This window comes from Acinetobacter baylyi DSM 14961 = CIP 107474, from assembly GCF_000368685.1.
Lineage (GTDB): Bacteria > Pseudomonadota > Gammaproteobacteria > Pseudomonadales > Moraxellaceae > Acinetobacter > Acinetobacter baylyi.
Genome location: NZ_KB849626.1, coordinates 459,130 through 485,005 on the forward strand (window position 1 = coordinate 459,130; position 25,876 = coordinate 485,005).

Here is a 25,876-nt window from a genome sequence, read left to right on the forward strand (position 1 = left end):
TAAAATAATCTATTTTTCTTTCAATATTATTTCATTTTTTCTTTTATTTTTAAGCTAAAAATTGTATTACCGCTCGCCGCAGGCAGGATGTCGTGATAAGGCAAACTGCGCATAGCGCGCAATAAAAATGGTGCTTTTGCATCAATTTTCGCTGCACTGGTCATTTTAAATAAACTCCCAGATGGTTGAGCAAGAGTTTGCATCGAGCCTTTCACAAAGCGTAGATCGCCACCAGTTGCGGTGAAATCGCTCTGACCGACATCAGGTTGTTCAAAGCGCATTTTGAAATTAAAGGGAATATTAATGATTCCTAAACCTACAGTGACCCGAAAACTCGCATCTTCAACATGGGTACTCATTGAAGATAATTCGACCTTTTTAATTTGACGAGGAAAAAGAGTTTGAAATGAATCTGGATGAAGCCATTTTTGTAGTTGTTGAGGTGTTTGAGGGTAATATTGATAGCTGGTAGTGAAGCGCATCGGCTCTGTGCCATGCGGATAAGGCACGCTACAAATAGGTTGAATAAATGATACAGGATACCCTGTGTTACGGCTGATTTGACTAATTTTCTGAACCTGAGCTGGACTGAGTTGAGGAGATGGAAGCTGATGAATATTAAGTACTTTTATCTGAGGTTTTTTCCATTTTTGTTGTAATGACTCCAAAATAAACACGTTACTTGCCACAGGAGCACCCAATTTTACATCTGGAATTGTAGAGAGTATTTTGCCAAGCACAAATCCTTTGATCTGATTAAGATCACTCCACTGTGTGAGGGTCAGTAGTGTTTTTTGAGGCCCAAGACTAAACCATTCAAATTTTCCCATACTGTAAGGAACAGGTGAATCAATCATTAAGCTGGCTAAGCTATTTTTCCCTAGTTGATGTTGCATTGTCACATTTTCATTAAAGTTAAGGACTGGAATTGGCGTTGGAATTTGTACTTTGTATTTCACTCGGCTTACGTTTGCACTTGCTTCTTCAACTTTGGCAGATTTGATGGTGGGAAAGAGCCCAACATAATGAGAATAGTCGGTGAGAACTTTGGCAAGGTCTTGCGTACTTACAGGTAAAACCACTGCGGCACTGACAAACTGCACATTTTGTTTCGGATGATCTTTTTTAGTGGGTAAGGTAATCTGGGTCGAGGGCTGGGCAAAGATTACGATATTGTCTAGGGCAAGACTGGCCAGTTGCTGAGGATCTTGTTGAAATACAGTCAGGCTGCTGGGAATAGTATCATTCCATTCAATCAGTTGGCTATGCGCGATAGAAGTATAGATAAATAAGGATAAAAGTAAGCCACATCCATGGGCAAAGCTACGCATAAACGTTCTCTTTATTTTTTAATATTGGTTTATTTAAAACCATTTCATGCTGAAAGAAAGCCATTTAATGTAAAACCCGATTAATGCTGATGATTTGTAAAATATTCATCATTTGTGATCAGCGCTTAAATAAAAGGACTGAAGTGGTGTACTATTTTGGGCGTAATAGTCATCTATGTTGAACACCTTATGTCAGAACTTAAACCTGCCGTTTCTGTGCGTTATCACCTGAATTTAGAAGAATCTCAAGATGGTTTTACGCTGGCAACTTTTGGGAAGAAACTATTTACGCGTTTTATTACGCCAGTGATCAGTCTTGCGATCATTATCTGGGGTTTCTATTTGGGGCTGGATGGTGTCGGACGATATTATGTGGGCCTCGGTGTTTTTTTCCTGATTTTACAAATTATAATGCGTTACTGGTTTTTGCCCATGATGTTCAAACGTCAGTTTGTAAAATATCAATTTGGTAAAAGCGAACAGGGGATTGATTTATATCAGGATCGTTTTGAGATTTATGCCACAGGACGTAAGCAGCAATTTACATATTCCGATGTTGCACATTTCGCAGTTGGAAAATTGACTTATATGATTGAATTAAAAAATCGTACTGTTGTGATTGTACCGAAGCGCGCATTAGCTGATACTTCGGATAAAACCAAATTTGAAAATGCCTTTAAATCGTAATTGATTAAAATAAACCAGCATAAAAGGAAATCTGATGAATACACGTCCATCAAAAATTATTTGTATCGGAAGAAGCTATGCTGCACATGCAAAAGAATTAGGCAATGCGATTTCAGATCGTCCAGTCCTGTTTATTAAGCCACCGAGTAGTTTAATTGGTTTGGAACAGGGCATTGAATGGAATACCAAACATGGCAGTTGCCATTTTGAGTGTGAGTTGACTCTACGAATTGACCAGCCTCTTAAAAATGAAACAGACCCCCAAAAAGCTTTAGCTGCAATTGGCGCCGTAACGATGGGATTGGATTTGACTTTGCGGGATTTACAAGATGACTTGAAAAGTAAAGGGCATCCGTGGGAGCGTTGTAAAGCATTTGATGGTGCATGTGTATTGGCAGATTGGGTTGATGTGAGTGAAATTGAAGACTGGAAGCATGTGACCTATACCTTTCATATCAATGATCAGTTACGTCAGGAAGGCGATACAGCATATCTACTCTTAAGCATTGGTGAATACCTGTGTGATATTAGTCAGGCATTTAGCATCGAAGCGGGCGATGTGGTCATGACAGGCACACCAGCAGGTGTAGGGCCGTTGCATCACGGCGATCAGCTTAAAATGACGCTTCATGGTAAAACCCAGCAATTTGTGTGGAACACCTTTGTACATGAATAATGTTGTGATCCGTTTTTGCATGAATAGCCTGTATTGTTAACAGGCCATTTTGCTTTTATAGGTCTATATGATTGGATATCTCTATGAGATTTTAATCTGGATCACGGATATAAATCGTCACGATGTTTTCCAGAGCGCCTGTTCGGTAAATAGGACCATCTTCGATAACAACTAAAACTCACAGCTATGCTTAATACTCGCGACAGTCAGTACCAGACGATCAAGATGAGAAATACGTATCATCAGGTATTCTATTAAATGGGTTATTGTACTATCGAAGTTGTATGAGACTTTGGAGCGAATAAAACAATCATCATTGCGATCACCACTAGGGTCAGGGTTAAATATACGACAGCATGCCAGCCGCCATATTGCCAGAACCACCCTCCTACAGAACCAATAATACTTGAACCTAAATAATAAAATAAAAGATAAAGCGCCGTTGCATAACCCTTACTTTGTTTGGCTTCAAGTCCTACGCTACTGCTGGCAATGGCATGTGCAATAAAATAACCCGTGGTAATCGCGGCAATTCCTAAAATAATTGCAAATAATCCAGTATATAGCGTGAGTAAAATACCAATTAACATACATCCGAAGCCAAGCAACATGGCCGCTTTACGTCCAAGCTTATCGACCAGTGAGCCTGCAAGAGACGAAGAAATCATACCTAAGCTATAAGAAAGAAAAATCAGGCTGATTTGTGTCTGGCTTAACTGATAAGGTGCATTTGAAAGTCTGAAACTCACATAGTTGAACAGCGTAACAAAAATACTGGTAATCAAAAAACCAATCATATAAATACGCAGTAATCGCGGATGATGTAAATGACTTTTCCATGCAGATAAGTGAAAGCGAAGCTGTAAACCTTTTTTGGCAATAAAATTTTGTGACTTGGGCAGTAACCATAAAAATCCAATCGCACAAACCAGACACAACGTTCCTAGAATTCCCAATGCGACTCGCCATGAAAAATATTCGGTGAGTAAACCCATTCCTACACGGCCCATCATGCCACCGAAAGCAGTACCTGCAATATATAAGCCCATGGTTTTGCCCAGATGTGCAGGTTCAATTTCTTCAGCAATCCATGCCATGGCAACAGCTGGTACACCACCAATGACAAAGCCCTGTAACGCACGCGCAATAAGAAGTAGATGCCAGTTGGGTGCCCAGCCACAGATAATATTGAGTAGTGCGGCCAATGCCATAGAAACAAACATTAAGCCTTTACGTCCCAACGCTTGAGAGAAAGCACTGGATAGCACAATAGAAAAAGCCAGAAAACCTGTGGTTAATGACAATGCCAGTGCACTTGTACCTGGGCTTATATGAAAGGTTTTGGTAAATTCAGGCAATAACGGTTGTACACAGTAAATCATGGAGAAACTGGCAAAGCCTAATAAGAACAATGCAAGTCCCGCTTTAACATAAGCTCGCGTACCGTGACTAATCCACTGAGTTGGATGAATACTGTTTTTTAAATCTACAGACGCTTGACGAGAGACAATAGTTGACCCTGACTCGTTTGTAGAAGAACGAATCGCCATGAGAAAACCTGAGATAAGATCAAAAGGAAGGGTTTGTTGGCAGTGCTTGCCTGACTGCCAACACGGTTAGATTAGCAATTAGGTGTTTATTTGTCTAATATATAAAAATAGGTAACGTTATATGTTTTATATATGGAATTACGACATATCAGATATTTTCTGGTGGTAGCAGAAGAAAAAAGCTTTACCAGAGCAGCAGCTCGCCTTGGCATCAGTCAGCCGCCTTTGAGCATGCAGATCAAAAATCTTGAGGACGAGATTGGAACCGAGTTGTTTTATCGTTCAGCCCAAGGTACAGAACTCACACCAGCAGGAAAAGCTTTTCTGGTGAGTGTGCAACCGATTCAGGAGCGTATTGCAGAAGCGGTACAGCTTGCACAACAAGTGGCCAATGGTGAGTCGGGACAGCTCCGTTTGGGATTTACAGGCACATCCATGCTCAATCTGATTTTGCCCAAAAGTATTCGGCTTTTTCAACATCAATACCCCAAAATTAGACTTAAACTTGAGGAAGCAAATTCATTACTGTTAATGGATCGATTACTTGATGATCGGCTGGATATTGCATTGGTTCGTCCGCCAGATCATGTACCTGAAGGATTACATTTGCAATTATTGATGCACGAACCTTTACTTGCTGTTTTACCGATTGGGCATCCATTTGCGCAGCATCACTCTATTCAGTTAAATGCGTTGAAAGATGATAGTTTTATTGTCTCTCCACGAGCCATCAGTGCAGGATTATTTGATGCAATTGCCAATGCGTGTCGTAGTCATGGCTTTGAACCTAAGATTGGTCAAAATGCGCCACAAATTGTTTCGATTGTCTCATTGGTGGCGGCAAACCTTGGCGTTTCATTGGTGCCAGAATCGACCAAGCAACTCGGAATTACAGGAGTGAAATATCTAAATATTAATGATCCTACTCCGATGGTTGGTCTTGCATTGGCATATAGAAAAAATACGCATTCACAAATTGTGATTAATTTTTCTAGCTTAATTCATTCATTATTGATTCAGCAATATCAAGGGTATACAGCCTGACGGCATCTAAGCGTTGTACTAAAAAAGGCCTGATGATCTGATCAGGCCTTAGAGTTTAAATTATTTGGCTTCAAATAAAGTTGATAATGGAATGGATAATTTGGCAGCCAGATAGTCATCTGCCTCAATCAAAGCTGGCCCTATTTTTTGCATCCATTCATCATCGGGATGGATATTGCCAACATCTTTACGTAAAGGTAAAGGATAAGGAAGAGCCGTAAAAAATGTCCAAAAATCGACTTGAGATAAATTTCGCACTAAAACGTATTCATCTTTATCTGTGCGTTTAATCAGATTTTGTTTCTCAAGTAATTCGATATAACTTGGCCATCGACCAATCTCGCCACGCCCCATAATATCCAGTGCTTCTAGATCAGTTACGCTTTGGCCGAGTTTCTGTTTTTTATAAAACAGTTCCAGTACGTCTAATAGCATCAGCACAGGATGTCTGGTCTGGATCTTGTCAGAATGAAAAGCAGTGAGAGCATAGCTCACTTCAACACCCAGTAAGACAATATTCCATGATAAAAATATCCATAATAAGAAAATTGGGATAGCAGCAAATGCACCATAGACCAGTTCATAACTGGTGAAATTTGACATCGCAAAGCCAAAGATATTTTTGAGCAACTCAAAAATGGCAGCGCTAAAGCAGGCCGCGATGATAGCGGCGTACATTGGAACGGTACGATTCGGAATCGTCCAGTATAAAATGAAGAAACCTAAAATGGTCAGTCCAAAGGAGATGAGCCATAAAATAAATGCGCCGCTCAATTCATAACCTGCAAAGTTGTTGCTGAGGATATTCATCGAAGCCACAGTTGAAGAAATAACGAAGGCACTTCCTAAAATGATGGGTCCCAATGAGATAATGGTCCAGTAACGCATAAAACCAATAATTCCACTTCGGGTTTCCTTGACCCGCCAAATACGATTAAATGCGGTTTCAATGGTACTCAACATCATCACTGTGGTGACAAATAGAAATAAAATACCAATAACAGTCAGGTTGCTTGATTTTTCTGTAAATGAATTTAAAACACGATCAAAGGCAATCGTGCTTTTAGGTAGAAAATTACTATAAATAAGTTGTTGTAATTGCTGTCTGGCGGGTTCTAACGCTTTAATGGAAGAGATAATCACAAGAAAGACAGTTAGCATGGGAACCACGGCAAACAGTGTGGTATATGTTAAAGCCCCTGCATGTTCACGACAACGATCTGCCTCAAAACGTCTTAAAACAAATAGAATGAACTGGAACCATGTTTTTTCATAAAAGGGTAATTTCTTGAGCAGATTCAGCATAAAATAATGTCCCAATTTTATAATCTTGATGTTTATTTCGTTTCAATATGAAAGCTTAGCCAAAAACCAGCACAAATATCGTATAGTTTTCTTTTTAACAAATTTTTAAAAAATGATGCAACCTTATATTTTAGTCCTTTATTACAGCAAATATGGCTCTACACAAAAAATGGCACATTTGATTGCCAATGGTATCGAGTCTGAAGGAATGAATGTCAGAATCAGAACCGTTCCCAATCTGACAACAGCCATATCGACAATTGAACCCGCAATTCCAGAAACTGGTGATTTATACTGTAGCTTGGATGATTTGGCAAACTGTGCTGGGCTGGCAATGGGATCACCGACACGCTTTGGCAATATGTCCAGTGAAATGAAATACTTTTGGGATCAGACCACCAGTCTTTGGTTAAATGGGGCACTTCACGATAAGCCTGCTTGTGTTTTTACCACATCAGGTTCTATGCATGGGGGGCAGGAGAGCACATTGCTGACCATGCTTCCGCCGTTATTCCATCATGGCATGATGATCTTAGGCTTACCTAATTCTATTCCTGCTTTATCAAATACCAAAACGGGTGGAACGCCTTACGGGGCCAGTCATGTGAGCGGTCCTCGACATGATCAGGACTTAAGCCATGATGAAAAACTGCTATGCGAGGCTATGGGAAAACGTCTGGCAAAAATGGTCAGAAAATTATCTTCGCTATAACATCGAATATCTATGTAACGGTTGTTGCTTATAAAAAATAGAACATAGGCTTCTTTGAGTGGCAGCCTATGTCTGGACGTTTTATGAATTATTTCGAATTTGGGATATATGTATTTAGTATCATCATCATGATTGCAACACCTGGACCTGTCATGATTTTGGTTGCAAGTGTTGGGTTGCAGCATGGTTACCAAGCTGCTTTCAAAACCATTGTAGGAACAAACCTGGCTTCATTGTTTCTGATTGGAATCTCGATCTTGCTTCTAAAAGGGATGTTGAGTATCAATGCTTATATTTTTGCGGTCATCAAAATCATGGGGTGCTTATATATTGCTTATCTAGGTTATGGGATTTTAAAAGAAGTTTCTGTATCTCATGCTCAGCCATTAAAACTCACCCAGTTCAATGGTCGAAATGATTTTAAAAGAGGATTTTTGATCGCGATTTCAAATCCTAAAGATATTATTTTCTTTTCTTCATTTTTTCCGCAGTTTATTGGCATACATCAGAATATCAATTTAAGTTTGATTATTTTGGTTAGTACATGGATTGTCTTAGATTTTTTAAAACTTTCAATGGTTTATCTTGGGTTTAATCGTATCGCAAAGGCAAAGTGGTATGCTCACATATTGGGGGTATGTGGTGGAGTATTGATCATGATCGCATTATATGGACTCTGGGTTTTTATTTCGCCGTTGATTTAATTCTAGGAGCTTATTTTAAATAAGATCCTAGAAAGAATATTAAATTGAGCTTTGCCCTTAGAGCGTTTGATTAAAACGATAGCCACAATGCGTGCAACGATATTCTTGAAAAATATTTTTATCAATCACAACACCTGCTTTTTTACCAAAGCGATTGCCAAGAAATCCGCCTGTAATACCTACACTAATTGCACCCACAAATGTACCGATGGTACCGCCTACAATAACACCAAGAGGGCCTGCTACTGTGCCAATGGCTGCACCGACCGAAGCCCCAGATGCAGCACCACCTACCGTACCCGCCGCTGCACCCGCAGAGGTGAGCAATACCCCACCTGCTTTTTGTAACATCTGCTCATGATTTCGTTTTTCAACGTTTGATGAACCACATTTGGGACATGTTATTTGTTGTTCAGTTATTTCAGTTTGTGGCGTATCGTTCATTGATTTAAAATCCTGTAACTCATCAGTTAAATACACTGTCATTCTTAATATTCTAGCGGATTAAAATGATAAAAGTTTAGTGGGCTTGTAAATGCAGAAATATAATGATCAGACAAAATAAAAAGCGCCGTAGCGCTTTTAAAAATATAATTGAACAGTTTGAGCTTATTCAATTACGAATGTCACTTGCCCATTGGTTAAAGATGCAACGCGCGCCAATGACTCTACGCGATAGCCTTTTTCAAGTAAAAGATCACGGCCAGGCTGAAATGATTTTTCAATCACAATTCCAACCCCTACAATGTCTGCATTCGCTTGATGAATCAAGTCAATTAGACCCAGCGCGGCTTGACCATTTGCAAGAAAGTCATCAATCACCAAAACTTTATCTTCTGCATTGATATGCTTATTTGAAATCGCAATGGTACTTTCAACTTGTTTGGTAAATGAAAAAACTTTAGAACGATAAAGATCATCTTTTAAGGTCAAAGACTGATATTTGCGTGCAAAAATCACAGGTACACCAAGCTCAAGGCCCGCCATTACAGCAGGTGCAATACCAGACGCTTCAATCGTTACAATTTTGGTGATCCCAGTATCTTTAAAACGAGCAGCAAACTCTTTGCCGATCTGCTGCATCAGTACTGGGTCAATTTGATGGTTTAAGAAAGCATCAACTTTCAATACCTGATCAGATAGAACGATACCTTCATTTAAGATTTTCTGTTCTAGTGCGTACACAGGAGAATCCTCTAGGGCAGATGCTTTTTCAAGCAAAAGCGTATTTTAAAAAGCATATAAAAAAATGCAAGCCAAAATTGACAAAATATTTATCATTTAGTCAATTTGGGCTTGCAGAGTTTTTTGGGTGTTGTCAGGCTTTTAAATTAGCTTGATTTGCCAGAATACTTGGTGAGTAATAAACCGTAAGAGGTTTTGCCATCAATGTGACTGACTTTGACAGGCAAGTAGTCAAGCTTTGGTGCTAACCAGAAAATGGTACTTTTTTCTGATTTATCATGCTGGATGACTACCTTAATCGTATTGAATGTACCATAAGGCGTTTTCACAGATTCTGTACCTTGTTTCACAAAACGTCGGGTATCAATGCCTTTGGCATCCGCAATTGGATATGTCGATTTTAATCCAGCGCCTTGCAAATCTTCACGAACCTGTAATTCTGCATTTAATTCATCGAGTACGCCTGCCTGCCATGCAAAAGAGCGGCTTTTATCATCTTTTTGCGTACTAATCATTTTGCTGTTGGGATTAAAATTGATGTTCATTGTGTTGTTATGAACTAAAATTTTACTGGTACGAGTAAATTGTTGAGAGGTAATTTTACCATTTGACCAGTTAAATTTACTGGTTTCGCTCGCAGAGGCAATTGCACCCGCTTTAGCAGAGAAATTATAGGTCCAATTATTGCCATTTTGCTGTGTTAGACTACGTGTAGCAGAGCCCAAATTTTTACCGTTATAGGTAAATTGGTAGTTCGCCTGAAATGGACTCATGGCGAGCGTGTGAGTTGACACCCCTGCAAATAACAATGCTGTAGATAACCCTGTTGCGAAGGTCAAGGTTTTCATTACATCATGCGCCATAAAAAGATCCTTATCATTTAAAGTTAAAACACGCAATTACAGTGTCTGATAAATATACTTCAATTTCCATTCTGACAATTGATCATGGAGAAAATTACAATTTTTTATCTAAATCTGTATCGATATAATAACTTGTGTTGATCGATATAAAATACTTAGTTCTCTTTTTGTTTAATTGGTGTGATTTCAGATTCGGAAATTTCTAGCTTTTCTTCAGACTCATCATCCAAATCACTGGATTTACTAAATAATGCCATCAAATTCACATTACCCATCACCACCAATTCAGCATCACGTAAAACAGCATGATTAACATGAACTTTAGCCAAGGTTTCAATGATACTTCGATTTTTACCCAACCAGCGATTTAGATCTAGATAGAGAAGGTCATCACGTACTTTGACGACATCAAAGCGCTCTAAAATCATACCTAAAGGATCTTTTTTTAATACTTTTTGATAGAAAAATAATGCAGAATTCACAGCAATCTTCTGAAAAAAATTCTTAAATTTTGCTTCAACCACTTGAGTATCACTGATTTGCTCAAATACGATTAATTGCACATCTTTATTCAGTTCCATCTGGATCAGTTTAAGATCGACTGATAATTTAGTATAAAGCCCTTTAACATTGATGGTTGCATAAAGTCGCAACCAATCGTCATATAGATCTGCGTGTAAATCTTCTAATAGGCCTACATTGTCTGTGACATAGCGTTTGAATGTCGCGTTTAAAAATACTTGAGAAAGTGGAAACTCACGTTCTTCTTCTATAAAGTCTTCGGCTTTACGGTATGCCCGCTGGAGATGTTTGGCAATCGACGACAGGATCGTTGGCATAAAGGCTTTTTCCAGAATTTGGTTTTAATAAGTCAAAATGTCACAGTATTTTCAGATCATAAAAATGATATGTACTTTTTAGTGTAGCAAATTTAATTCGATTTTTTTTAAACTGAAAATGATGTTTTTCAAATTTGAAGTAGATCACATTTTTTTTCTAATAAAAATGACGTTTGTGTGTGGTTTATTTTACCTAGTAAAGCTTCGATTCCTCATGTTTTATTCAATCTTCAGCATTCTTTATATAAATAGATTGAGATCCATAATTCTCAATAATCAAACAAGTTGAATATGCTTTTAAAAATTAAATAATTAATTATCAATTATTTGCATGAAAAAATGAGACAAAAGTTAATTTTTAATTGAAATGATTATGAAAACAATTATCATTTATTGTTATTTTTTGTTGATTGATTTTATTCGTCTGTATTTTATTTTTGATTAATGCTTAGGTGTTTGTGTTAGTCGCCAGCTAAGCGGATAAGGATTATTGTTCATGTTTCATTGTGTCATTGGAAATTTTAAAGTTCATCCGCTGGTCATGGCGATGACTATGCTTGCTTCTCCATTCATTTATGCTGAACCTACTGAAAAGGGAGAGGTATTACCAACGATTGAGTTAAAAGCAGACTCCGAACAACAAGCCAATACTTATGCTGCCAATACAGCTTCTACTGCATTACCTCTAAAACTGAATATTAAGGAAATTCCACAGTCTGTTTCTGTCATTACCCAGCAGCGTATGCAAGATCAAGGCTTAACAACTTTAGTTGAAGTAGCAGAAAACGTGACTGGAGTGAACGTTAATCGTTATGAGACGAATCGTGGTGGATTATATTCACGAGGATTTGTTATCGATAACTATATTATTGATGGGATACCAACCACGTATTCGTTGCCTTGGTCATCTGGTGAAATATTCTCTAGTACGGCGATTTATGATCACATTGATGTTGTACGTGGCTCGACAGGCCTAACAACGGGCACAGGTAATCCATCCGCAGCGATTAATATGGTACGAAAACGAGCTACCAGCAAGATTCCAGCAGCAACTATAGAAGTAAGTGGTGGAAGTTGGGACAATTATCGGGTATTGGGAGATATTTCTAATCGCCTCAATCAATCAGGTTCCCTTCGGGGAAGAGCCGTTGCTCAATATGAGCAGGGAGATAGCTACACAGATTTACTCAGTAAGCAACGTTTAACTTTGCTTTTAACAGGTGAGGCAGATCTCACAGATTCGACGCTTCTTTCAGCAGGTGTAAGTTATCAGGAAGACGACCCGCGAGGTCCAATGTGGGGAGGATTGCCTGCTTATTTCAGTGATGGTAGTCGTACCACGTGGTGGAAAGGATTAACCACCTCTCAGGACTGGACGCGCTGGAATGTTAAATATACCAATTGGTTTGCAGACTTAACTCAAAAAATCAATGAGAACTGGAATGTTAAGCTGGCTTATTCACATGGTAAGCGTGAAGCAGATTCCAAATTATTTTATGTATCAGGTAATCCAGATAAAACGACAGGTTTAGGTTTATCTGGATTTGCGGGTGCGTATGATGTAAATGTTGATCAGGATGATGTGACATTACAACTTGATGGTCAATTCAATTTATTTGGTCAAAATCATCGAGTGGTGGCGGGTTATCAATATCTAAATCAGGATTTTATTGCATTAGGTCGCTCTGTTCAGGATATTAGTACAAGTAGTATTTATGCTTGGAATACATCTTTGCCAGAACCTGCATGGGGTGCATGGACACCTGCTGAAAAATATACGGTAAAGCAGAATGCAGTGTTTGCGGCAACACAATTGACCTTACTTGACCCTTTGAAACTGATTCTCGGTGGGAGAGTGACGCAGTATGAAAAAAACCTTCCTTTAAAAAAGAAGACGATTGAATATGATCATGAATTTATCCCTTATGCAGGGCTGATCTACGATATCAATCCAACTTATTCGGCCTATGTCAGTTATACCAGTATCTTTCAGCCACAAGATGCCAAAGATATTAATAATAATTATTTAGATCCAATTGAAGGCAATAGTACCGAAATTGGTGTGAAATCTTCTTGGTTTGATCAGCGCTTAAATGGTTCTTTGGCTATTTTTCAAATCAAGCAAGATCATTTGGCACAATCTATAGGGGAGAAGATTCCTGGTACTAACAATGAAGATGCGTATCGCGCTGCTGAGGGCACAGAAAGTAAAGGTTTTGAACTCGAACTGAGTGGGAAGGTCACAGATCAGTGGAATATTACTGCGGGTTATAGTCAGTACAAAGCAACCGATGCCAATGGTGCAGATGTAAACTCACAATTACCACGTAAGCAGATACAAACTTATACGACGTACCAGCTTCCAGACAAATGGGAGGCTTTAACCATTGGTGGTGGAATCAATTGGCAAAGTGAAACCTATATTAAGGCAAGTAATGCACCTAAAAATGCAGATTCACGGGTTGAACAAGGTGCTTATGCATTGGTTAATCTAATGGCTAAATATAAAATATCTAAAGATTTTTCTGCACAGCTCAATATTAATAATGTATTTAATCAAGATTATTACGGTGTTTTTGCGACTTATGGTCAGATCACTCAGGGTGCACCACGTAATGCAACCTTAACGTTTAGATATCATTTCTAAAAAAGAGCCAATGATCACAGCAATTGCTCATTGGCTCTTTGTTTTATTGTTCTTGATAAGGATTCTCTAATCCTAATTTCGCCAGAATCTCAATTTCCAGAGCTTCCATTTCTTCGGCATCTTCATCGCTGGTTTCGTGGTCGTAGCCCAGTAAGTGTAAGGTGCCATGTACCAGCATATGCATAAAATGAGCCTGAGCTGTTTTATGCTGCTCAATGGCTTCATCTAATACCACTGGAATACAAATCACCAGATCACCTAAAGGACGGGCATCCAGCAAAGGTAAAACTTCTTCAGGAATATCGCTTGGAAAAGACAAAACATTGGTTGATTTATCCTTGCCCCGATATTCAAGATTCAAACGATGACTTTGTTCGTGATCTACACAGGCGATACCGATTTCACTGTCAGTTTTAACTTCGACATGATCTAAAGTTGTTTCAATGGCTTTTTTGATGTGAGCACGTTTTAAGGCTAAATCGGGAGATTTAAACGCTTGCTGCAAACTAAGATTAAGTTTCAAACCTGATCCTTCATAAAAATAGGGGAGTGCATGGCAATCCCCTGATTTAAGTGTTTTATTAAAGTGAACCTAAAATGAAAGACTTAAGCTTCCTGATGCTGTGCATCTGCTGCGGCATCATGTTCACTCATCAATGCTTCCTGTCGTGCTTTACGTTCTGCACGTGCTTCGGCACTTAAGCGGTTTTGTTCAGAATCCCAACCTTCATAGGCTTCAACAATTTTCTGAACCAGTTGATGACGGACCACATCACGCGAGTGGAAACGGGTAATATGGATTTCTTTGATCGGCTCTAACACACGTAAAGCATGAGCTAAACCTGATTGTTGTCCACGTGGCAAATCCACTTGGGTGATATCGCCAGTGATCACAGCACGTGAACCAAAACCTAAACGTGTGAGAAACATCTTCATTTGTTCAGGTGTCGTATTTTGTGCTTCATCCAGAATGACAAAAGAATGATTGAGTGTACGACCACGCATATAAGCCAGTGGAGCAACCTCAATCACCTGACGTTCAATCAGTTTCGCTACTTTTTCAAAGCCAAGCATTTCGTAAAGCGCATCATAAAGAGGGCGCAGATACGGATCGATTTTTTGAGCTAAGTCACCTGGCAAGAAGCCAAGTTTTTCACCTGCTTCAACAGCAGGTCGAACAAGAAGGATACGCTGGATTTCGTTGCGTTCTAGCATATCGACAGCCGCAGCAACTGCAAGATAGGTTTTACCTGTTCCTGCTGGCCCGATTCCAAAAGAAATATCGCTTTGTAAAATACGCTGCACATAGCGCTTCTGGTTGGTACCGCGTGGATTAATACGGCCTTTCGGGGTTTGTAGCCAGACATTATCTAAACCCGTATGTTCCTGTTCGGAATCATCCATCAGTTCTCGATCAGTCTGACTACCCTGAATCATCAGGTGTAAAATATCGGCACTAATTTGGTCGGAGGTTTCAGATTCATTGTAAAGACGCTGGAGCAAGGACTCGGCCCGCTCGACTGCATCAATGTCACCATCGATGTAGAACGCGTCACCACGATGAGTAATCTGTACATCTAAACGCTGTTCAATCTGTTTCAAATGGCCGTTATAGGCACCGAGCATGCTTTTTAAACGAGCCATTGAAACGCCGGGAAAAGTAACGGTACGTCGAATCGCTGCAGTCAAAGAGTTATCCTTTTTCTAGCCTTGTTCTAATACCCTTACATTACGCCACGTCAGGCTCAAGATTCAAGAGTTCACCATAAACTAAATTCAAAGTTTTGATCTCGGTAATCTCAATTTCTGCAAAGCGGCCCACCCACATTGGGTCTCCTACAAATGTAACCAGACGTGTATTGTCTGCTGTACCCACCAAAAGATTTGGATCTTTTTCTGAAACGTTTTCAATCAAAACACGCTGAATGGTACCTTGCATGGCATCTGTTTTACGGATACTCGATTGTTTAATCCAGTGTTGAACTTTGGCCAAACGTTCTTTTTTGACCGCTTCAGAGGTGGTGTCTTCAAGCTCTGACGCAGGCGTACCTGGGCGCTTTGAATAAATAAAACTATAAGAGTGATCGAAATCCAAGTCTTTGATAAATTGATAAGTTTCTTCGAAGTTTTGCTCTGTTTCCCCTGGAAAACCAATAATAAAATCGCTAGATAAATGCATATCTGGACGGATTTTACGTAGCTTGGCAATCTTCTCAATATATACATCAATAGTATGGTTACGCTTCATGGCTTGAAGCACAGCATTTGAACCACTTTGCACAGGCAAGTGCAGATGAGAGACCATCTGTGGTAAGTCTCGATAGCATTGAATCAGCTCTTCAGAAAACTCAAGCGGATGTGAAGTGGTATAGCGTAAACGTCCAATCCCTGGAATTTCTGAAACGAGTCGTAACAATTCTGGGAAGGTACAAATACCCCCTTCAAAAGTTTCACCACGATATCCGTTTACATTTTGTCCAAGCAGTGAAATTTCACGTACCCCTTTTTCTGCAAGTCCAGCAATTTCTGCAAGTACGTCATCTAAAGGACGTGATACTTCTTCGCCACGGGTATAAGGAACGACACAGAATGAACAGTATTTTGAGCAGCCTTCCATGATTGAAACAAAAGCTTTAAACCCTTCAACACGCGGTTCTGGTAAAAAGTCAAACTTCTCGATATCTGGAAAAGAAATATCGACCAATTTGATTTTGTCTTTTTTCGGTTTTTCAATCTGATCTTGATGTTGATCTAACATTTGCGGCAGACGATGCAAGGTCTGCGGGCCAAACACCATATCAACATAAGGCGCACGTTTTTGAATATTGTCACCTTCTTGTGAAGCAACACAGCCACCTACGCCAATAATCAGGTCAGGATTTTGCTGTTTCAGCTTACGCCAGCGACCTAACTCACTAAATACTTTTTCCTGTGCTTTTTCGCGAATCGAACAGGTATTCATGAGCAGAATATCTGCTTCTTTTGGGTCTGTGGTGAGCACATAACCATGTGAATCGCCTAAAAGATCTGCCATACGATGACTGTCATACTCATTCATCTGGCAACCTTGAGTTTCAATATACAATTTCTTGATTGAAACATCAGAGGTGTGCACAGGCTGGTTGACAGTGTTTTCTGAGGCAGCTTTGGCACCATTCGGGATGAAGGTTTGAACCGTCATGTAGGCTCCTAAACAAACTGGATCGACAAGTGTATAGGGTACACTCTTTTAAAGGGCGCAATTGTAGCAGCATTTGCAAAAAAGATATCAAAATAAATAAAAGTGAATAGACGTTGATTTTTCAATTAAAATTTAGAGATGATTAATAGTGGTGAATCAGCAGGTTACATAACACAACAGTAGGATGCATGAAGAATAATTACACTAGCAGTGCATCACGAATGTTGGGGTTTTGGAAAGCATCTATGGCATGGAATAAAAACAGCAAATCTTGGGTTGACATGATCCTGAACAGTAAGCTAATCCGTTTGGGAGTACTGGGCAGTATCGCAACCTTGTCTGGATCGACGGTCTTTGCTGCAGAAGAACAATTTAATGATGCATTACGCGCTGCAAATGCAGGAGATACATCATTGCTGGACCAATACCAGCTTTCTATGCAAAACGATGTTTTAGGTTATTATCCAGAGTACTGGAAACTCAATACCAATCTCACGCTTCAACCGTCGAGTGCCATTACCAATTTTGCACAGCGTTATCCTCAATCTGCGATGTCAGAAAAACTTGCAGCGGACTATGTCGAAGAAAAAGTGAAGCTTGGCGATTACGCCAGTGCCCAACCTGTATTGCCTTATGTTACCAATCCAGATCGTGCAGAAAGTTGTGCATTGGCTCAGGTGCGTGCGAAATCAGGTGATGACCTGGTCTTTGCCGAATATAAGGATATCTGGCTGACCACCAATACCCAGCCAGATTTATGCAATGGTCTTGGTCGTATGATGCTTGCCAGTCCACTAATGACAGCACAAGACAAGCAGCAACGGTTATGGGGACAATTACGTGCAGGTCAGGCAGGTCTTGCGCTGAGTACGGCGCAAACACTAGGCATGAATTTATCACTGGCACAGCTAAATCAGATTCAGACTGCACCACAAAACTATCTATGGTCTGCACCCAAAGCTACAAATCTGGATTATGCTTATCTGATCTTTGCATTTGGCCGTTTGGCAGATACTGATCTTACTGGCGCATTGGCATCGGTACGCCGTGTGGCTGAGGGGACGCCGCCAGATGTACAGAAATATTTATATCGTACCGTCGCCTACATTGGTGGTACCACAGTGATGAAAAATAATTTCAATCGCGAGGTGCTTAACGATTTTGATATGAGTTATGGCTATCCATTTAGCCCAGAAGAAGCCGAAATTTATGCACGTCAGGCACTTCGATTTGGTGCGTGGGAAAGTCTGATTCGCGCAATCGATAGCATGTCGGTATCACAAAAACAGGAAGATCGTTGGCAATACTGGCTGGCAAGGGCGCTTGAACAACGCAATGATCGTAATGCCAAAGTGACAGCTCAGCAAATCTATCGCAAATTGGCGCAATCTGGAGACGATTATCATAATCTATTGGCAAAAGACCGTTTAGGTGAGCGATATAACAATATTCCAGTTAATGCTCAAGCGAGTGCAGGGGATTTAGATCGTTTAAGACGAGATATTCATTTTAACCGCGCCTTTACCCTGAGACGGATTAATGCGCCAGATAATTATGTGAATCGTGAGTGGAACTGGGCGGTTAGACAAGCTTACTTGCGTCAGGATGATGGATTATTGCTTGCCGCAGCGCAACGTGCTCAAGAGATTGGTTGGTATGATCGTGCCATTTATGCTGCAGATCGAACCATCAATAAACACAATTATAGTTATCGCTACATCATGCCGCATCAGGTGACTGTGGTAAATCACAGTAATAATGCAGGCGTTGATCCAGCTTGGGCATATGGCCTGATGCGCCAAGAAAGTCGCTTTGTGACTTCGGCACGTTCGCATGTGGGTGCAGGTGGTCTGATGCAAATCATGCCTGACACAGCCAAGTTGGTTGCACGTCAGATGGGTGAAACTTACAACCCTGCAGCATTAACTGATATGAATACCAATATTCGTTATGGTACGTTTTATTTGTCTATGATCCAAAACCAGTTAAGTGGGAATGCTGTGCTGGCAACGGCTGGCTACAATGCTGGTCCTAATCGTGCGCGGCGCTGGCAACCGGATTCTGAGACGATTGCAGCAGATCAGTACACAGAAAGTATTCCTTTAACTGAAACGCGGGATTATGTCAAAAATGTGATGACAAATGCGACGCACTACGGTGTTTTACTGGGGCAAGGGCCTCAGTCACTAGAGCAGAGAATGCGTGTGATTCCTGCACGTGCTACGCCTTAATCGGGTTTTGTTTGAGATAACATTAAGTTTTGATTCGATGAAAAAGAAACGTTTTGCATCTAAATATCTGGCAGGATTCATAGGCACATTTTTGTGGGTCTATGTATTGCTGGTTGCACCCAATACGCATGCAGATCCTGGTCATTTGCAGGGTTATGTCATGCAAATTGAAATGACACCTGCAACTTGTAGTCTGGATGCATCAAAAAGAAAACAGCGTAAATGTCTTGAGGGATATTCGTTGACTGTAATGGGGCTTATACCTGAAACCTCTAGTCAAGATTGTAAAACAACGACATCTGCCTCCTTATCTCCAATTCAGACCAGCGTGGTTGCTCGTCTGATGCCTGATGAAAACAACAGAACACAACTCTGGCGAAATGTTGGTGGATGTATGCCGATGAATGCGAGTCAATATTTTAGAACAATTGTCAACTTTGCAGATCGCTTAAAAATTCCTGCGGAATTGACGGGGCCTATTTCTAAAGATGTCCAGAAAAGTACGATTCGGCAGCAGTTTATGCGTCTAAATCCAAATTTACCTGCGAATGGCATTCGTTTTAGCTGTCAAAGTGTACGTACCAAGCCGATGCTTACGGAGGTTCAAGTCTGTTATCAGGTCAATGGTAACTATACTCAATGTGCCAGCCATGTCGTTTCTAGCTGTCCTGATGAATTTACCATCAAGGGAAGTTATTAGCCGATCTGAACCGTTGGTTATTATTTTATTCATATTTCCTATCATACTTTTGTTGAAATCCATTCTCTTTTACATGCAACTGTTTAAGGTTTGGAGTACAATTCTTGCCGTTTATGATTATTAGATTAAATGGACTATCTGTTTAATCATCTTAACGATCCTCAATTGGAGATAATTACATGAAGCAACCCGTTCGTGTTGCCGTTACTGGCGCTGCAGGTCAAATTGGTTATAGCTTGTTATTCCGTATTGCAAGCGGAGAGATGTTAGGGAAAGATCAACCAGTTATTTTGCAATTGCTTGAAATTCCAGTTGAGAAAGCTCAACAAGCGCTTAAAGGCGTAATGATGGAACTTGACGACTGTGCTTTCCCATTATTGGCTGGCATGATCGGTACAGATGATCCAAAAGTTGCATTTAAAGATGCTGACTATGCATTACTTGTGGGTTCTCGTCCGCGTGGTCCTGGCATGGAACGCGCTGACTTATTGAAAGTAAATGGTGAAATCTTCATTGGTCAAGGTCAAGCCCTGAATGAAGTGGCAAGCCGTGACGTTAAAGTATTGGTTGTAGGTAACCCTGCCAACACTAACGCTTACATCGCAATGAAATCTGCACCAGACCTTCCAGCGAAAAACTTCACTGCAATGTTGCGTCTAGATCATAACCGTGCGTTGACTCAAATTGCTCAAAAAGCAGGTGTTGCTGTAGCGGACATCGAGAAGCTAACCGTTTGGGGTAACCACTCTCCAACTATGTATGCTGACTATCGCTTTGCAACTGCAAATGGCGAAAACCTAAAAGACAAAATCAACGATGCGGAATGGAACAAAGATGTGTTCCTTCCAACTGTTGGTAAACGTGGTGCTGCGATCATCGAAGCGCGTGGTTTGTCTTCTGCTGCATCTGCTGCGAACGCTGCAATCGACCATATGCGTGACTGGGCACTTGGTACCAATGGTAAATGGGTCACTATGGGTATTCCATCTGATGGTTCTTATGGTATTCCAGAAGGTGTTATTTACGGTGTACCTGTAACTTGCGAAAATGGCGAATACAAACGTGTTGAAGGTCTTGAAATTGACGAGTTCAGCCGTGAACGTATGGATAAAACACTTCAGGAACTTGAAGAAGAACGTGCTGCAATTGCTGACATGTTAAAATAAGATCATCTGATGAAGATGGAAAGGCACTTCAAATGAAGTGCCTTTTTTTATCCAATACAAGTTTAAAAAGCCTAAAGTAAACAAACCATAACAAGAATATCGTGTGATCACACTGACACTTAAGTTTGCTTTGACTATAGTTAAAGCAATGATTCATAAGATGTGATGAGAGGAGAAAGATAATGTTTGAACCACAACCGACTTTAGAATTACTGTTTGAACAATTGGGTCTGGATGCCAGTGAAGAAGCGATTGATCAATTTATTAAAACCCATCAATTACCTGCTGATGTCGCGTTACATCAAGCAGACTTTTGGACAACTGGTCAACGCCAGTTTCTAGAAAGTCATTGGGAAAAAGATGACGACTGGGCAATTGTAGTTGATGAGTTAAATCAGCAGTTGCATGTTGACAGTAGTCCTGAAGTTTAATTTCAGGACGCTGCATCATAGACATCACATATTAATGTGCTTTAGCGTGTACTAAAGTTTTAAACCAGTCCAGCTTTCTGATGTTATCGAAAGCTGGATGCTGGTGAAGTAAATCCAGATCGCATACATTTGATTTGCTATATTTATCTAACCAGTGACGGGTCAGTGCTAACTCATCTTTTACTACAGAAGCATAGGCTAGAAAGAAAAACACATCACCATGATTAAGATGGGCCAGTGGCTTTAAAATTTGCTGAGTAATCAATGCAAACTTCGCTTCACGATTGAGCTCAAAATACACCATATAGGCTTTTGCAAGTTGTAACGATAAATCGATATATAAAGACATTGGCATTTCTTCAAACTCAACTCGAGATTGCTCTAAAATAGCAATGGCTTCATGTAGAAAATGTAAACGTTCCTGGCGATTATGGCTTATCGTTACCAACTGTAGACGCAGATCTCCACGCTCTAATGCAAGCTCAGGGGAGTTGCCCGCAAGATAATGCTGGTCTGTTTCACCAATGCGTTCAACAATAATTTTGCTTGTATCAGACATAGATTGATCCTCTTGATTTATTTTTAGTATATGAGGGCCATTCGTAATTTTAAAAGCCTGTCGTTTAGATTCTTGTAGAATAGTCCATCTTATGATGCCCATATTTTATCATCAGTACGTAACCATGCCGTGATAGAAAGTCGTTGCTGATGTGAAAGCAATACTTCATGCAGTAGATCGCTTTGAAATAATACCAGACGATTCGGTTCAGGATGAATCACGTGCCATTGTCCATTTTTATCCTGCAAACGAAGTTGCCCTCCCCAGTGCTCTTTCCATTCTGGATGTAAATAGTAGACGGTTGAAATCACACGGTTATTTTTTTGTTGAGGATTGTCTCGATGTAAGGCGTAAAATTCTCCAGCACGATAACAGGCAAAATGTGCCTCAATGTTTTGAATGCCTGTATAAAATGCACGATTGATCTCATGAGAGAGTCTTTCTAGTAACTGAAGATGCTTTTGTGCAATCGGAAGTGCATCATCAATCCATAAAATATGATCACTACGGATATTGCTCACGACACCATTCTGAATAGCTGCTTCACGGAAATCTTGAAGATGCGTTGTACATTCTTGCACAAGTTGATTCATTAAAGCCTGAGGATGTAGATGATCAAGCAAACTAAAACCATGTTGATTTAACTCGTCTAGCACACGATCCAGATCATTTTTTGCGAGTATAAATGTGTCCTGCATAAGGCTTCAAACTTAAAAATCGATAGTTCAAAGTATTCTAAAACAACCGATCAACACGTAACTAAGTTTTTTCATGCTAAAATAGCTGCTGATTTGAGGAATTAACGCAAAAATGAATTACCGTCACCACTTCCACGCAGGTAACTTTGCTGATGTAATGAAGCATGTACTTCTGCTACAACTTTTGACACGACTAAATGCCAAAGACAAACCGTATCGTTATATTGATACGCATGGTGGGGCGGGAAAATACGATTTATCACTGGCACCAGCACAAAAATCGGGTGAATTCCTCACGGGGATTCATCGTCTGGTTCAATTGGGTGATATGGAAAAGCGCCAAGCACCACAAGGTATACAGCAATATTTAAAATTGGTAGATGCGATTCGTACTGAAGAAGGAAAAGGAACTTATCCTGGTTCTCCTTGGTTTGCTTTACAAGCAATGCGTGAGATTGATAAAGCCACTATTTTTGAAATGCAGCGTGATGTGTTTCAACAACTTAGAGACAATATTCGAGACAAACGTGCAGGATTGCACGAGCGTGATGCTTATGAAGGCTTGCTTGCAGTAATTCCACCGAAGGAAAAACGTGGTCTGGTCATGATTGATCCTCCTTACGAACTTGAGCGTAAGGATTTTCCTCAGTTGGTAGAATTATTACGTGAAGCCCACAAAAAATGGCCAACGGGCGTGTTTGCTGTGTGGTATCCGATTAAAGACCGCGCCATGATTGAACGTTTCGAAAAGAAAATGTTTAAAACAGGTATTCGTCGCCAGCTCATTTGTGAAGTATGTGTCTGGCCAGATGATACACCCGTCGGGCTCAATGGCTGTGGCTTGTTAGTCATTAATCCACCTTGGCAGTTTTCAGAAGATGCAGATCAGGCATTACAGTGGTTATTTCCGCATTTGCGTATGAGTGAAAATGGTGGGCATGCTGCGGTACGCTGGTTGGTCGGTGAGTAAAGAATTACGGTCGAAGAGAGCATTCTTGGGAATACATAACAATGACAAATGCACCAAAATCCGAACACGACACGAAGGTTGATGACCATTCATTTGATGGTATTACCTTTGAAGTTGTTGAAGAAGAACATACCAACGAAGGACAGCGCGTAAAACGCCGTGGTATTTACTTGTGGCCAAATTTGATTACCACAGCTGCCTTGTTATCTGGTTTCTATTCGATTATTGCGAGTACAAATGGAAACTATGTGCAGGCCATCTACGCCATTTTTTTGGCGGCTTTATTAGATGGTCTGGATGGGCGAGTTGCACGTGCCATTGGTGCCCAGAGTGCTTTCGGTGAACAGTATGATTCCTTATCAGATCTACTGGCGTTTGGTGTTGCACCTGCAATGTTGATGTATAGCTGGAGTTTGCATGAGCTTGGTCGAATTGGTCTGGCTTGCTGCTTTATTTACACAGCCTGTGCTGCATTTCGTCTAGCACGATTTAATGTTCAGATTGGCGTAGTCGACAAGCGTTACTTTATTGGGATTGCCAGCCCATTAGCCGCTGTACTAGTGATTACGTTAGTTTGGGTTAGTCGCGATTATCCATTTATTTTTGATTTACGTGATATTACGATTCAGATCATTTATGCCGTATATATGGTGGTTGTGGCATTACTCATGATCTCAAACATTAAATATTATTCATTTAAAGAAATGGATCGAAAGCGGGTTCCATTTGTCGTGATGTTGCCTGTAGTGCTAATTTTTGCAGCAATCACTTATAATATTCCTGTTGGTATCCTGGTGGTGTCCTTGATCTATGCAGCTTCAGGTTTTATTACCACTTTATTTGCACACAAACAGGCTGTAAATAAAACAGAGTGATTTAGAGAGGTTCAGTATGCAAATGTTGATGACTCCCTTTAATCCATCCATGCAACTGAGCCCACAATCTCAGCAGAAGACACTCGCATATCATCCGCCTAAAGGCCGTTTTAAGCTCATTTATCAAGGGCTTATTCTGCCTAATTTGCCATCACCGCTTCATTATATTAACTTTATTAGTCTGATTGGTCAGGCTAGAGTTCCGATTTTATATAATAAAAACATCCTAAAGCGTAAAGCATTAGATACAGCCAGTGTTTTTGTCAGCAGTAGCCCTCATCAGGCCAGTCAACTTAATTCCTATTCTATTCAGCAGCAATGTCATTTTGATCGGGGCTTTAAGTTTGATGAAATAGATGAGATTCAAGGCAATTTCCCCAACTTCATATTTCAACGTAAAGATGCCAATTTATCCATAGATATGAGGGTTCATACCCTTAATGTGCTTTCACATTACACGCCGTTAAAGTGGGGGGTATTTGAGCATTGGTCATTACTGTGTTGGTGTGAAGGACGGATTACCTTACAGAACCAATGCTATGAAATACAGGGAATGGGGAGTTTTGAATATGCGCGTTCAGCACATCTGCCATATATGCCAGTCTGTTTTTTTACACATCAAGTGTTGAATCTGGATGAGCAAACACAAATTTTATTAACTCAAGCACGCAATCAGTGGGATCAGATTGTTTACTCGCGATTAGACATTCGGAGTTTAAATGGACATGTTGAAAATCATAAAGAACAAGTAGAATTTCAAATTCAACGTCTTTACCCGAAAGTGATCACACCCAATTCTAAAGAAATGTATTTACCACGCGAATTTTTTTGGCAAATTTATAGGGATGGTAAGGTCTATTTTGAAGTTAAAGCACAAAGTCGCGGGGACTATAAGTTCGGTGTGGGTTCAGGATTTGTAGGCAGCTTTAGTTATGTTGCTTACTGGAATCAACAGATCTTTTATGGTGAAAGTGGCTATATTGAATATATTGATACGAGGCCGTTACTCTGGCAAGAGAGACATGAAACACCATTATTGGAGCTTAAAGAGATTGAAATTCAACCGTGCATGCTAAAAAAAGATGAAAAATGAGGAAAAAATCATAATTTTGGGTGAAAAATGTTCGCTTGATAAAAAAGAAAGAGAAAAGGGGTTGCGTATGTGTGGTTATGGTGTAGAATGCACATCCATCGGCGGTGATGCAGATAAAAACTTGTTGATAAACAAGGGTTTGGCTAGATTGGTTGGATTCTTGAGTTGATTGATAAGTTTTAAAAATATCGAAATTACCTGTTGACTTTGAAGAGATTTAGAGTAACATAGCCGACCTAGCTTGATGATGACGAATCATCGAGAAGATCATTAAGAGAATAGAAGAACAACTTGTGTGGATTTTTACTGGTTGATTGATTGATATATTATCATTGATTGATTGGTTTAAATTACTCGAAGTTTATTTGAGCGAAATTTAAGTCAGAAAATTGATGAGCCAGAATTGGTGTCTTGTTCTTTAAGAAAGGC

General features: G+C 40.0%; 26 protein-coding genes. 14 read left to right on the plus strand and 12 right to left on the minus strand.

Annotation, left to right across the window (positions count from 1 at the left end; translation table 11 throughout):
• Positions 1-26 precede the first annotated feature (26 nt).
• A complete protein-coding gene (locus F952_RS06390; RefSeq protein WP_004924212.1) occupies positions 27-1,331 on the minus strand; it encodes a hypothetical protein in 1,305 nt (434 codons plus the stop codon).
• Between the two features lie 189 nt (positions 1,332-1,520).
• Between F952_RS06390 and F952_RS06395 the strand changes: the two genes are divergently transcribed.
• Positions 1,521-2,018: a YcxB family protein gene (locus F952_RS06395; RefSeq protein WP_004924215.1), complete on the plus strand. Its 498-nt coding sequence runs from the start codon at positions 1,521-1,523 to the stop codon at positions 2,016-2,018.
• 34 nt (positions 2,019-2,052) lie between these two features.
• Positions 2,053-2,694, plus strand: a complete 642-nt coding sequence (locus tag F952_RS06400; protein WP_004924219.1) for a fumarylacetoacetate hydrolase family protein — start codon at positions 2,053-2,055, stop codon at positions 2,692-2,694.
• A gap of 263 nt (positions 2,695-2,957) precedes the next feature.
• Here the strand turns inward: F952_RS06400 and F952_RS06405 are convergent, their stop codons facing one another.
• Complete coding sequence (locus F952_RS06405) at positions 2,958-4,244, minus strand: MFS transporter (RefSeq protein ID WP_004924224.1); 1,287 nt, start codon at positions 4,242-4,244, stop codon at positions 2,958-2,960.
• Between the two features lie 132 nt (positions 4,245-4,376).
• Between F952_RS06405 and F952_RS06410 the strand changes: the two genes are divergently transcribed.
• The gene (locus F952_RS06410) at positions 4,377-5,288 is read left to right on the plus strand and encodes a LysR family transcriptional regulator (RefSeq protein WP_004924228.1); all 912 of its coding nucleotides are present in this window, start codon (positions 4,377-4,379) and stop codon (positions 5,286-5,288) included.
• Between the two features lie 60 nt (positions 5,289-5,348).
• On the opposite strand, the gene F952_RS06415 is transcribed toward F952_RS06410, so the two are convergent.
• A complete protein-coding gene (locus tag F952_RS06415; protein ID WP_004924231.1) occupies positions 5,349-6,593 on the minus strand; it encodes a YihY family inner membrane protein in 1,245 nt (414 codons plus the stop codon).
• A gap of 115 nt (positions 6,594-6,708) precedes the next feature.
• Between F952_RS06415 and wrbA the strand changes: the two genes are divergently transcribed.
• Positions 6,709-7,305: an NAD(P)H:quinone oxidoreductase gene (gene wrbA / locus F952_RS06420; protein WP_026057019.1), complete on the plus strand. Its 597-nt coding sequence runs from the start codon at positions 6,709-6,711 to the stop codon at positions 7,303-7,305.
• A gap of 83 nt (positions 7,306-7,388) precedes the next feature.
• A complete protein-coding gene (locus F952_RS06425; protein WP_026057020.1) occupies positions 7,389-8,009 on the plus strand; it encodes a LysE family translocator in 621 nt (206 codons plus the stop codon).
• A 57-nt stretch (positions 8,010-8,066) separates the two neighbouring features.
• Here the strand turns inward: F952_RS06425 and F952_RS06430 are convergent, their stop codons facing one another.
• The 4 genes from F952_RS06430 to F952_RS06445 all read right to left on the minus strand — a co-directional run bounded on the left by F952_RS06430 (position 8,067) and on the right by F952_RS06445 (position 10,896).
• Positions 8,067-8,453 (minus strand): hypothetical protein, encoded by a 387-nt coding sequence (locus tag F952_RS06430; protein WP_004924240.1) that lies wholly within the window; start codon positions 8,451-8,453, stop codon positions 8,067-8,069.
• A gap of 165 nt (positions 8,454-8,618) precedes the next feature.
• Positions 8,619-9,194 (minus strand): xanthine phosphoribosyltransferase, encoded by a 576-nt coding sequence (locus F952_RS06435; RefSeq protein ID WP_004924242.1) that lies wholly within the window; start codon positions 9,192-9,194, stop codon positions 8,619-8,621.
• A gap of 146 nt (positions 9,195-9,340) precedes the next feature.
• Positions 9,341-10,057 (minus strand): DUF3108 domain-containing protein, encoded by a 717-nt coding sequence (locus F952_RS06440; protein WP_004924245.1) that lies wholly within the window; start codon positions 10,055-10,057, stop codon positions 9,341-9,343.
• A gap of 155 nt (positions 10,058-10,212) precedes the next feature.
• On the minus strand, positions 10,213-10,896 hold the full coding sequence (locus tag F952_RS06445; protein ID WP_004924248.1) for a hypothetical protein: 684 nt from the start codon (positions 10,894-10,896) through the stop codon (positions 10,213-10,215).
• A gap of 496 nt (positions 10,897-11,392) precedes the next feature.
• Here F952_RS06445 and F952_RS06450 point away from each other — a divergent pair, with 496 nt between their 5' ends.
• Positions 11,393-13,543 carry a TonB-dependent siderophore receptor gene (locus F952_RS06450; protein WP_004924251.1) on the plus strand — a complete coding sequence of 717 codons (2,151 nt, stop codon included), beginning with the start codon at positions 11,393-11,395 and terminating at the stop codon, positions 13,541-13,543.
• Between the two features lie 43 nt (positions 13,544-13,586).
• On the opposite strand, the gene ybeY is transcribed toward F952_RS06450, so the two are convergent.
• The 3 genes from ybeY to miaB form a co-directional block, all read right to left on the minus strand.
• On the minus strand, positions 13,587-14,066 hold the full coding sequence (ybeY, locus tag F952_RS06455; RefSeq protein ID WP_004924255.1) for an rRNA maturation RNase YbeY: 480 nt from the start codon (positions 14,064-14,066) through the stop codon (positions 13,587-13,589).
• A gap of 83 nt (positions 14,067-14,149) precedes the next feature.
• A complete protein-coding gene (locus tag F952_RS06460; protein WP_004924258.1) occupies positions 14,150-15,232 on the minus strand; it encodes a PhoH family protein in 1,083 nt (360 codons plus the stop codon).
• Positions 15,233-15,272: 40 nt separating this feature from the next.
• Complete coding sequence (gene miaB / locus F952_RS06465; protein WP_004924262.1) at positions 15,273-16,724, minus strand: tRNA (N6-isopentenyl adenosine(37)-C2)-methylthiotransferase MiaB; 1,452 nt, start codon at positions 16,722-16,724, stop codon at positions 15,273-15,275.
• 245 nt (positions 16,725-16,969) lie between these two features.
• On the opposite strand from miaB, the gene F952_RS06470 reads away from it, so the two are divergent.
• The 4 genes from F952_RS06470 to F952_RS06485 all read left to right on the plus strand — a co-directional run bounded on the left by F952_RS06470 (position 16,970) and on the right by F952_RS06485 (position 21,252).
• Positions 16,970-18,955 (plus strand): lytic transglycosylase domain-containing protein, encoded by a 1,986-nt coding sequence (locus F952_RS06470; RefSeq protein ID WP_026057021.1) that lies wholly within the window; start codon positions 16,970-16,972, stop codon positions 18,953-18,955.
• A gap of 37 nt (positions 18,956-18,992) precedes the next feature.
• The gene (locus tag F952_RS06475) at positions 18,993-19,655 is read left to right on the plus strand and encodes a ribonuclease T2 (protein ID WP_004924269.1); all 663 of its coding nucleotides are present in this window, start codon (positions 18,993-18,995) and stop codon (positions 19,653-19,655) included.
• Positions 19,656-19,834: 179 nt separating this feature from the next.
• Positions 19,835-20,821 (plus strand): malate dehydrogenase, encoded by a 987-nt coding sequence (locus tag F952_RS06480; protein WP_004924271.1) that lies wholly within the window; start codon positions 19,835-19,837, stop codon positions 20,819-20,821.
• 182 nt (positions 20,822-21,003) lie between these two features.
• Positions 21,004-21,252 carry a DUF2789 domain-containing protein gene (locus F952_RS06485; RefSeq protein WP_004924275.1) on the plus strand — a complete coding sequence of 83 codons (249 nt, stop codon included), beginning with the start codon at positions 21,004-21,006 and terminating at the stop codon, positions 21,250-21,252.
• 31 nt (positions 21,253-21,283) lie between these two features.
• Here F952_RS06485 and F952_RS06490 read toward each other — a convergent pair whose 3' ends face one another.
• Both F952_RS06490 and F952_RS06495 read right to left on the minus strand, forming a co-directional pair.
• Positions 21,284-21,811 (minus strand): hypothetical protein, encoded by a 528-nt coding sequence (locus F952_RS06490; protein WP_004924277.1) that lies wholly within the window; start codon positions 21,809-21,811, stop codon positions 21,284-21,286.
• Positions 21,812-21,900: 89 nt separating this feature from the next.
• Positions 21,901-22,509 (minus strand): 2OG-Fe(II) oxygenase, encoded by a 609-nt coding sequence (locus F952_RS06495; protein ID WP_004924279.1) that lies wholly within the window; start codon positions 22,507-22,509, stop codon positions 21,901-21,903.
• Between the two features lie 112 nt (positions 22,510-22,621).
• Here F952_RS06495 and F952_RS06500 point away from each other — a divergent pair, with 112 nt between their 5' ends.
• From F952_RS06500 to F952_RS06515, 4 genes are read left to right on the plus strand one after another with little or no spacing between them, the layout of a single operon-like run.
• Entirely contained in the window at positions 22,622-23,479 is an 858-nt protein-coding gene (locus F952_RS06500; protein WP_004924281.1) for a 23S rRNA (adenine(2030)-N(6))-methyltransferase RlmJ, read from the plus strand.
• Between the two features lie 41 nt (positions 23,480-23,520).
• On the plus strand, positions 23,521-24,354 hold the full coding sequence (pssA, locus tag F952_RS06505) for a CDP-diacylglycerol--serine O-phosphatidyltransferase (protein ID WP_004924283.1): 834 nt from the start codon (positions 23,521-23,523) through the stop codon (positions 24,352-24,354).
• Positions 24,355-24,370: 16 nt separating this feature from the next.
• Positions 24,371-25,447: a DUF6670 family protein gene (locus tag F952_RS06510; RefSeq protein WP_004924286.1), complete on the plus strand. Its 1,077-nt coding sequence runs from the start codon at positions 24,371-24,373 to the stop codon at positions 25,445-25,447.
• Positions 25,437-25,616 carry a hypothetical protein gene (locus F952_RS06515; protein WP_026441346.1) on the plus strand — a complete coding sequence of 60 codons (180 nt, stop codon included), beginning with the start codon at positions 25,437-25,439 and terminating at the stop codon, positions 25,614-25,616. Before F952_RS06510 ends, F952_RS06515 begins: the two co-directional genes overlap by 11 nt.
• Positions 25,617-25,876: the final 260 nt, after the last annotated feature.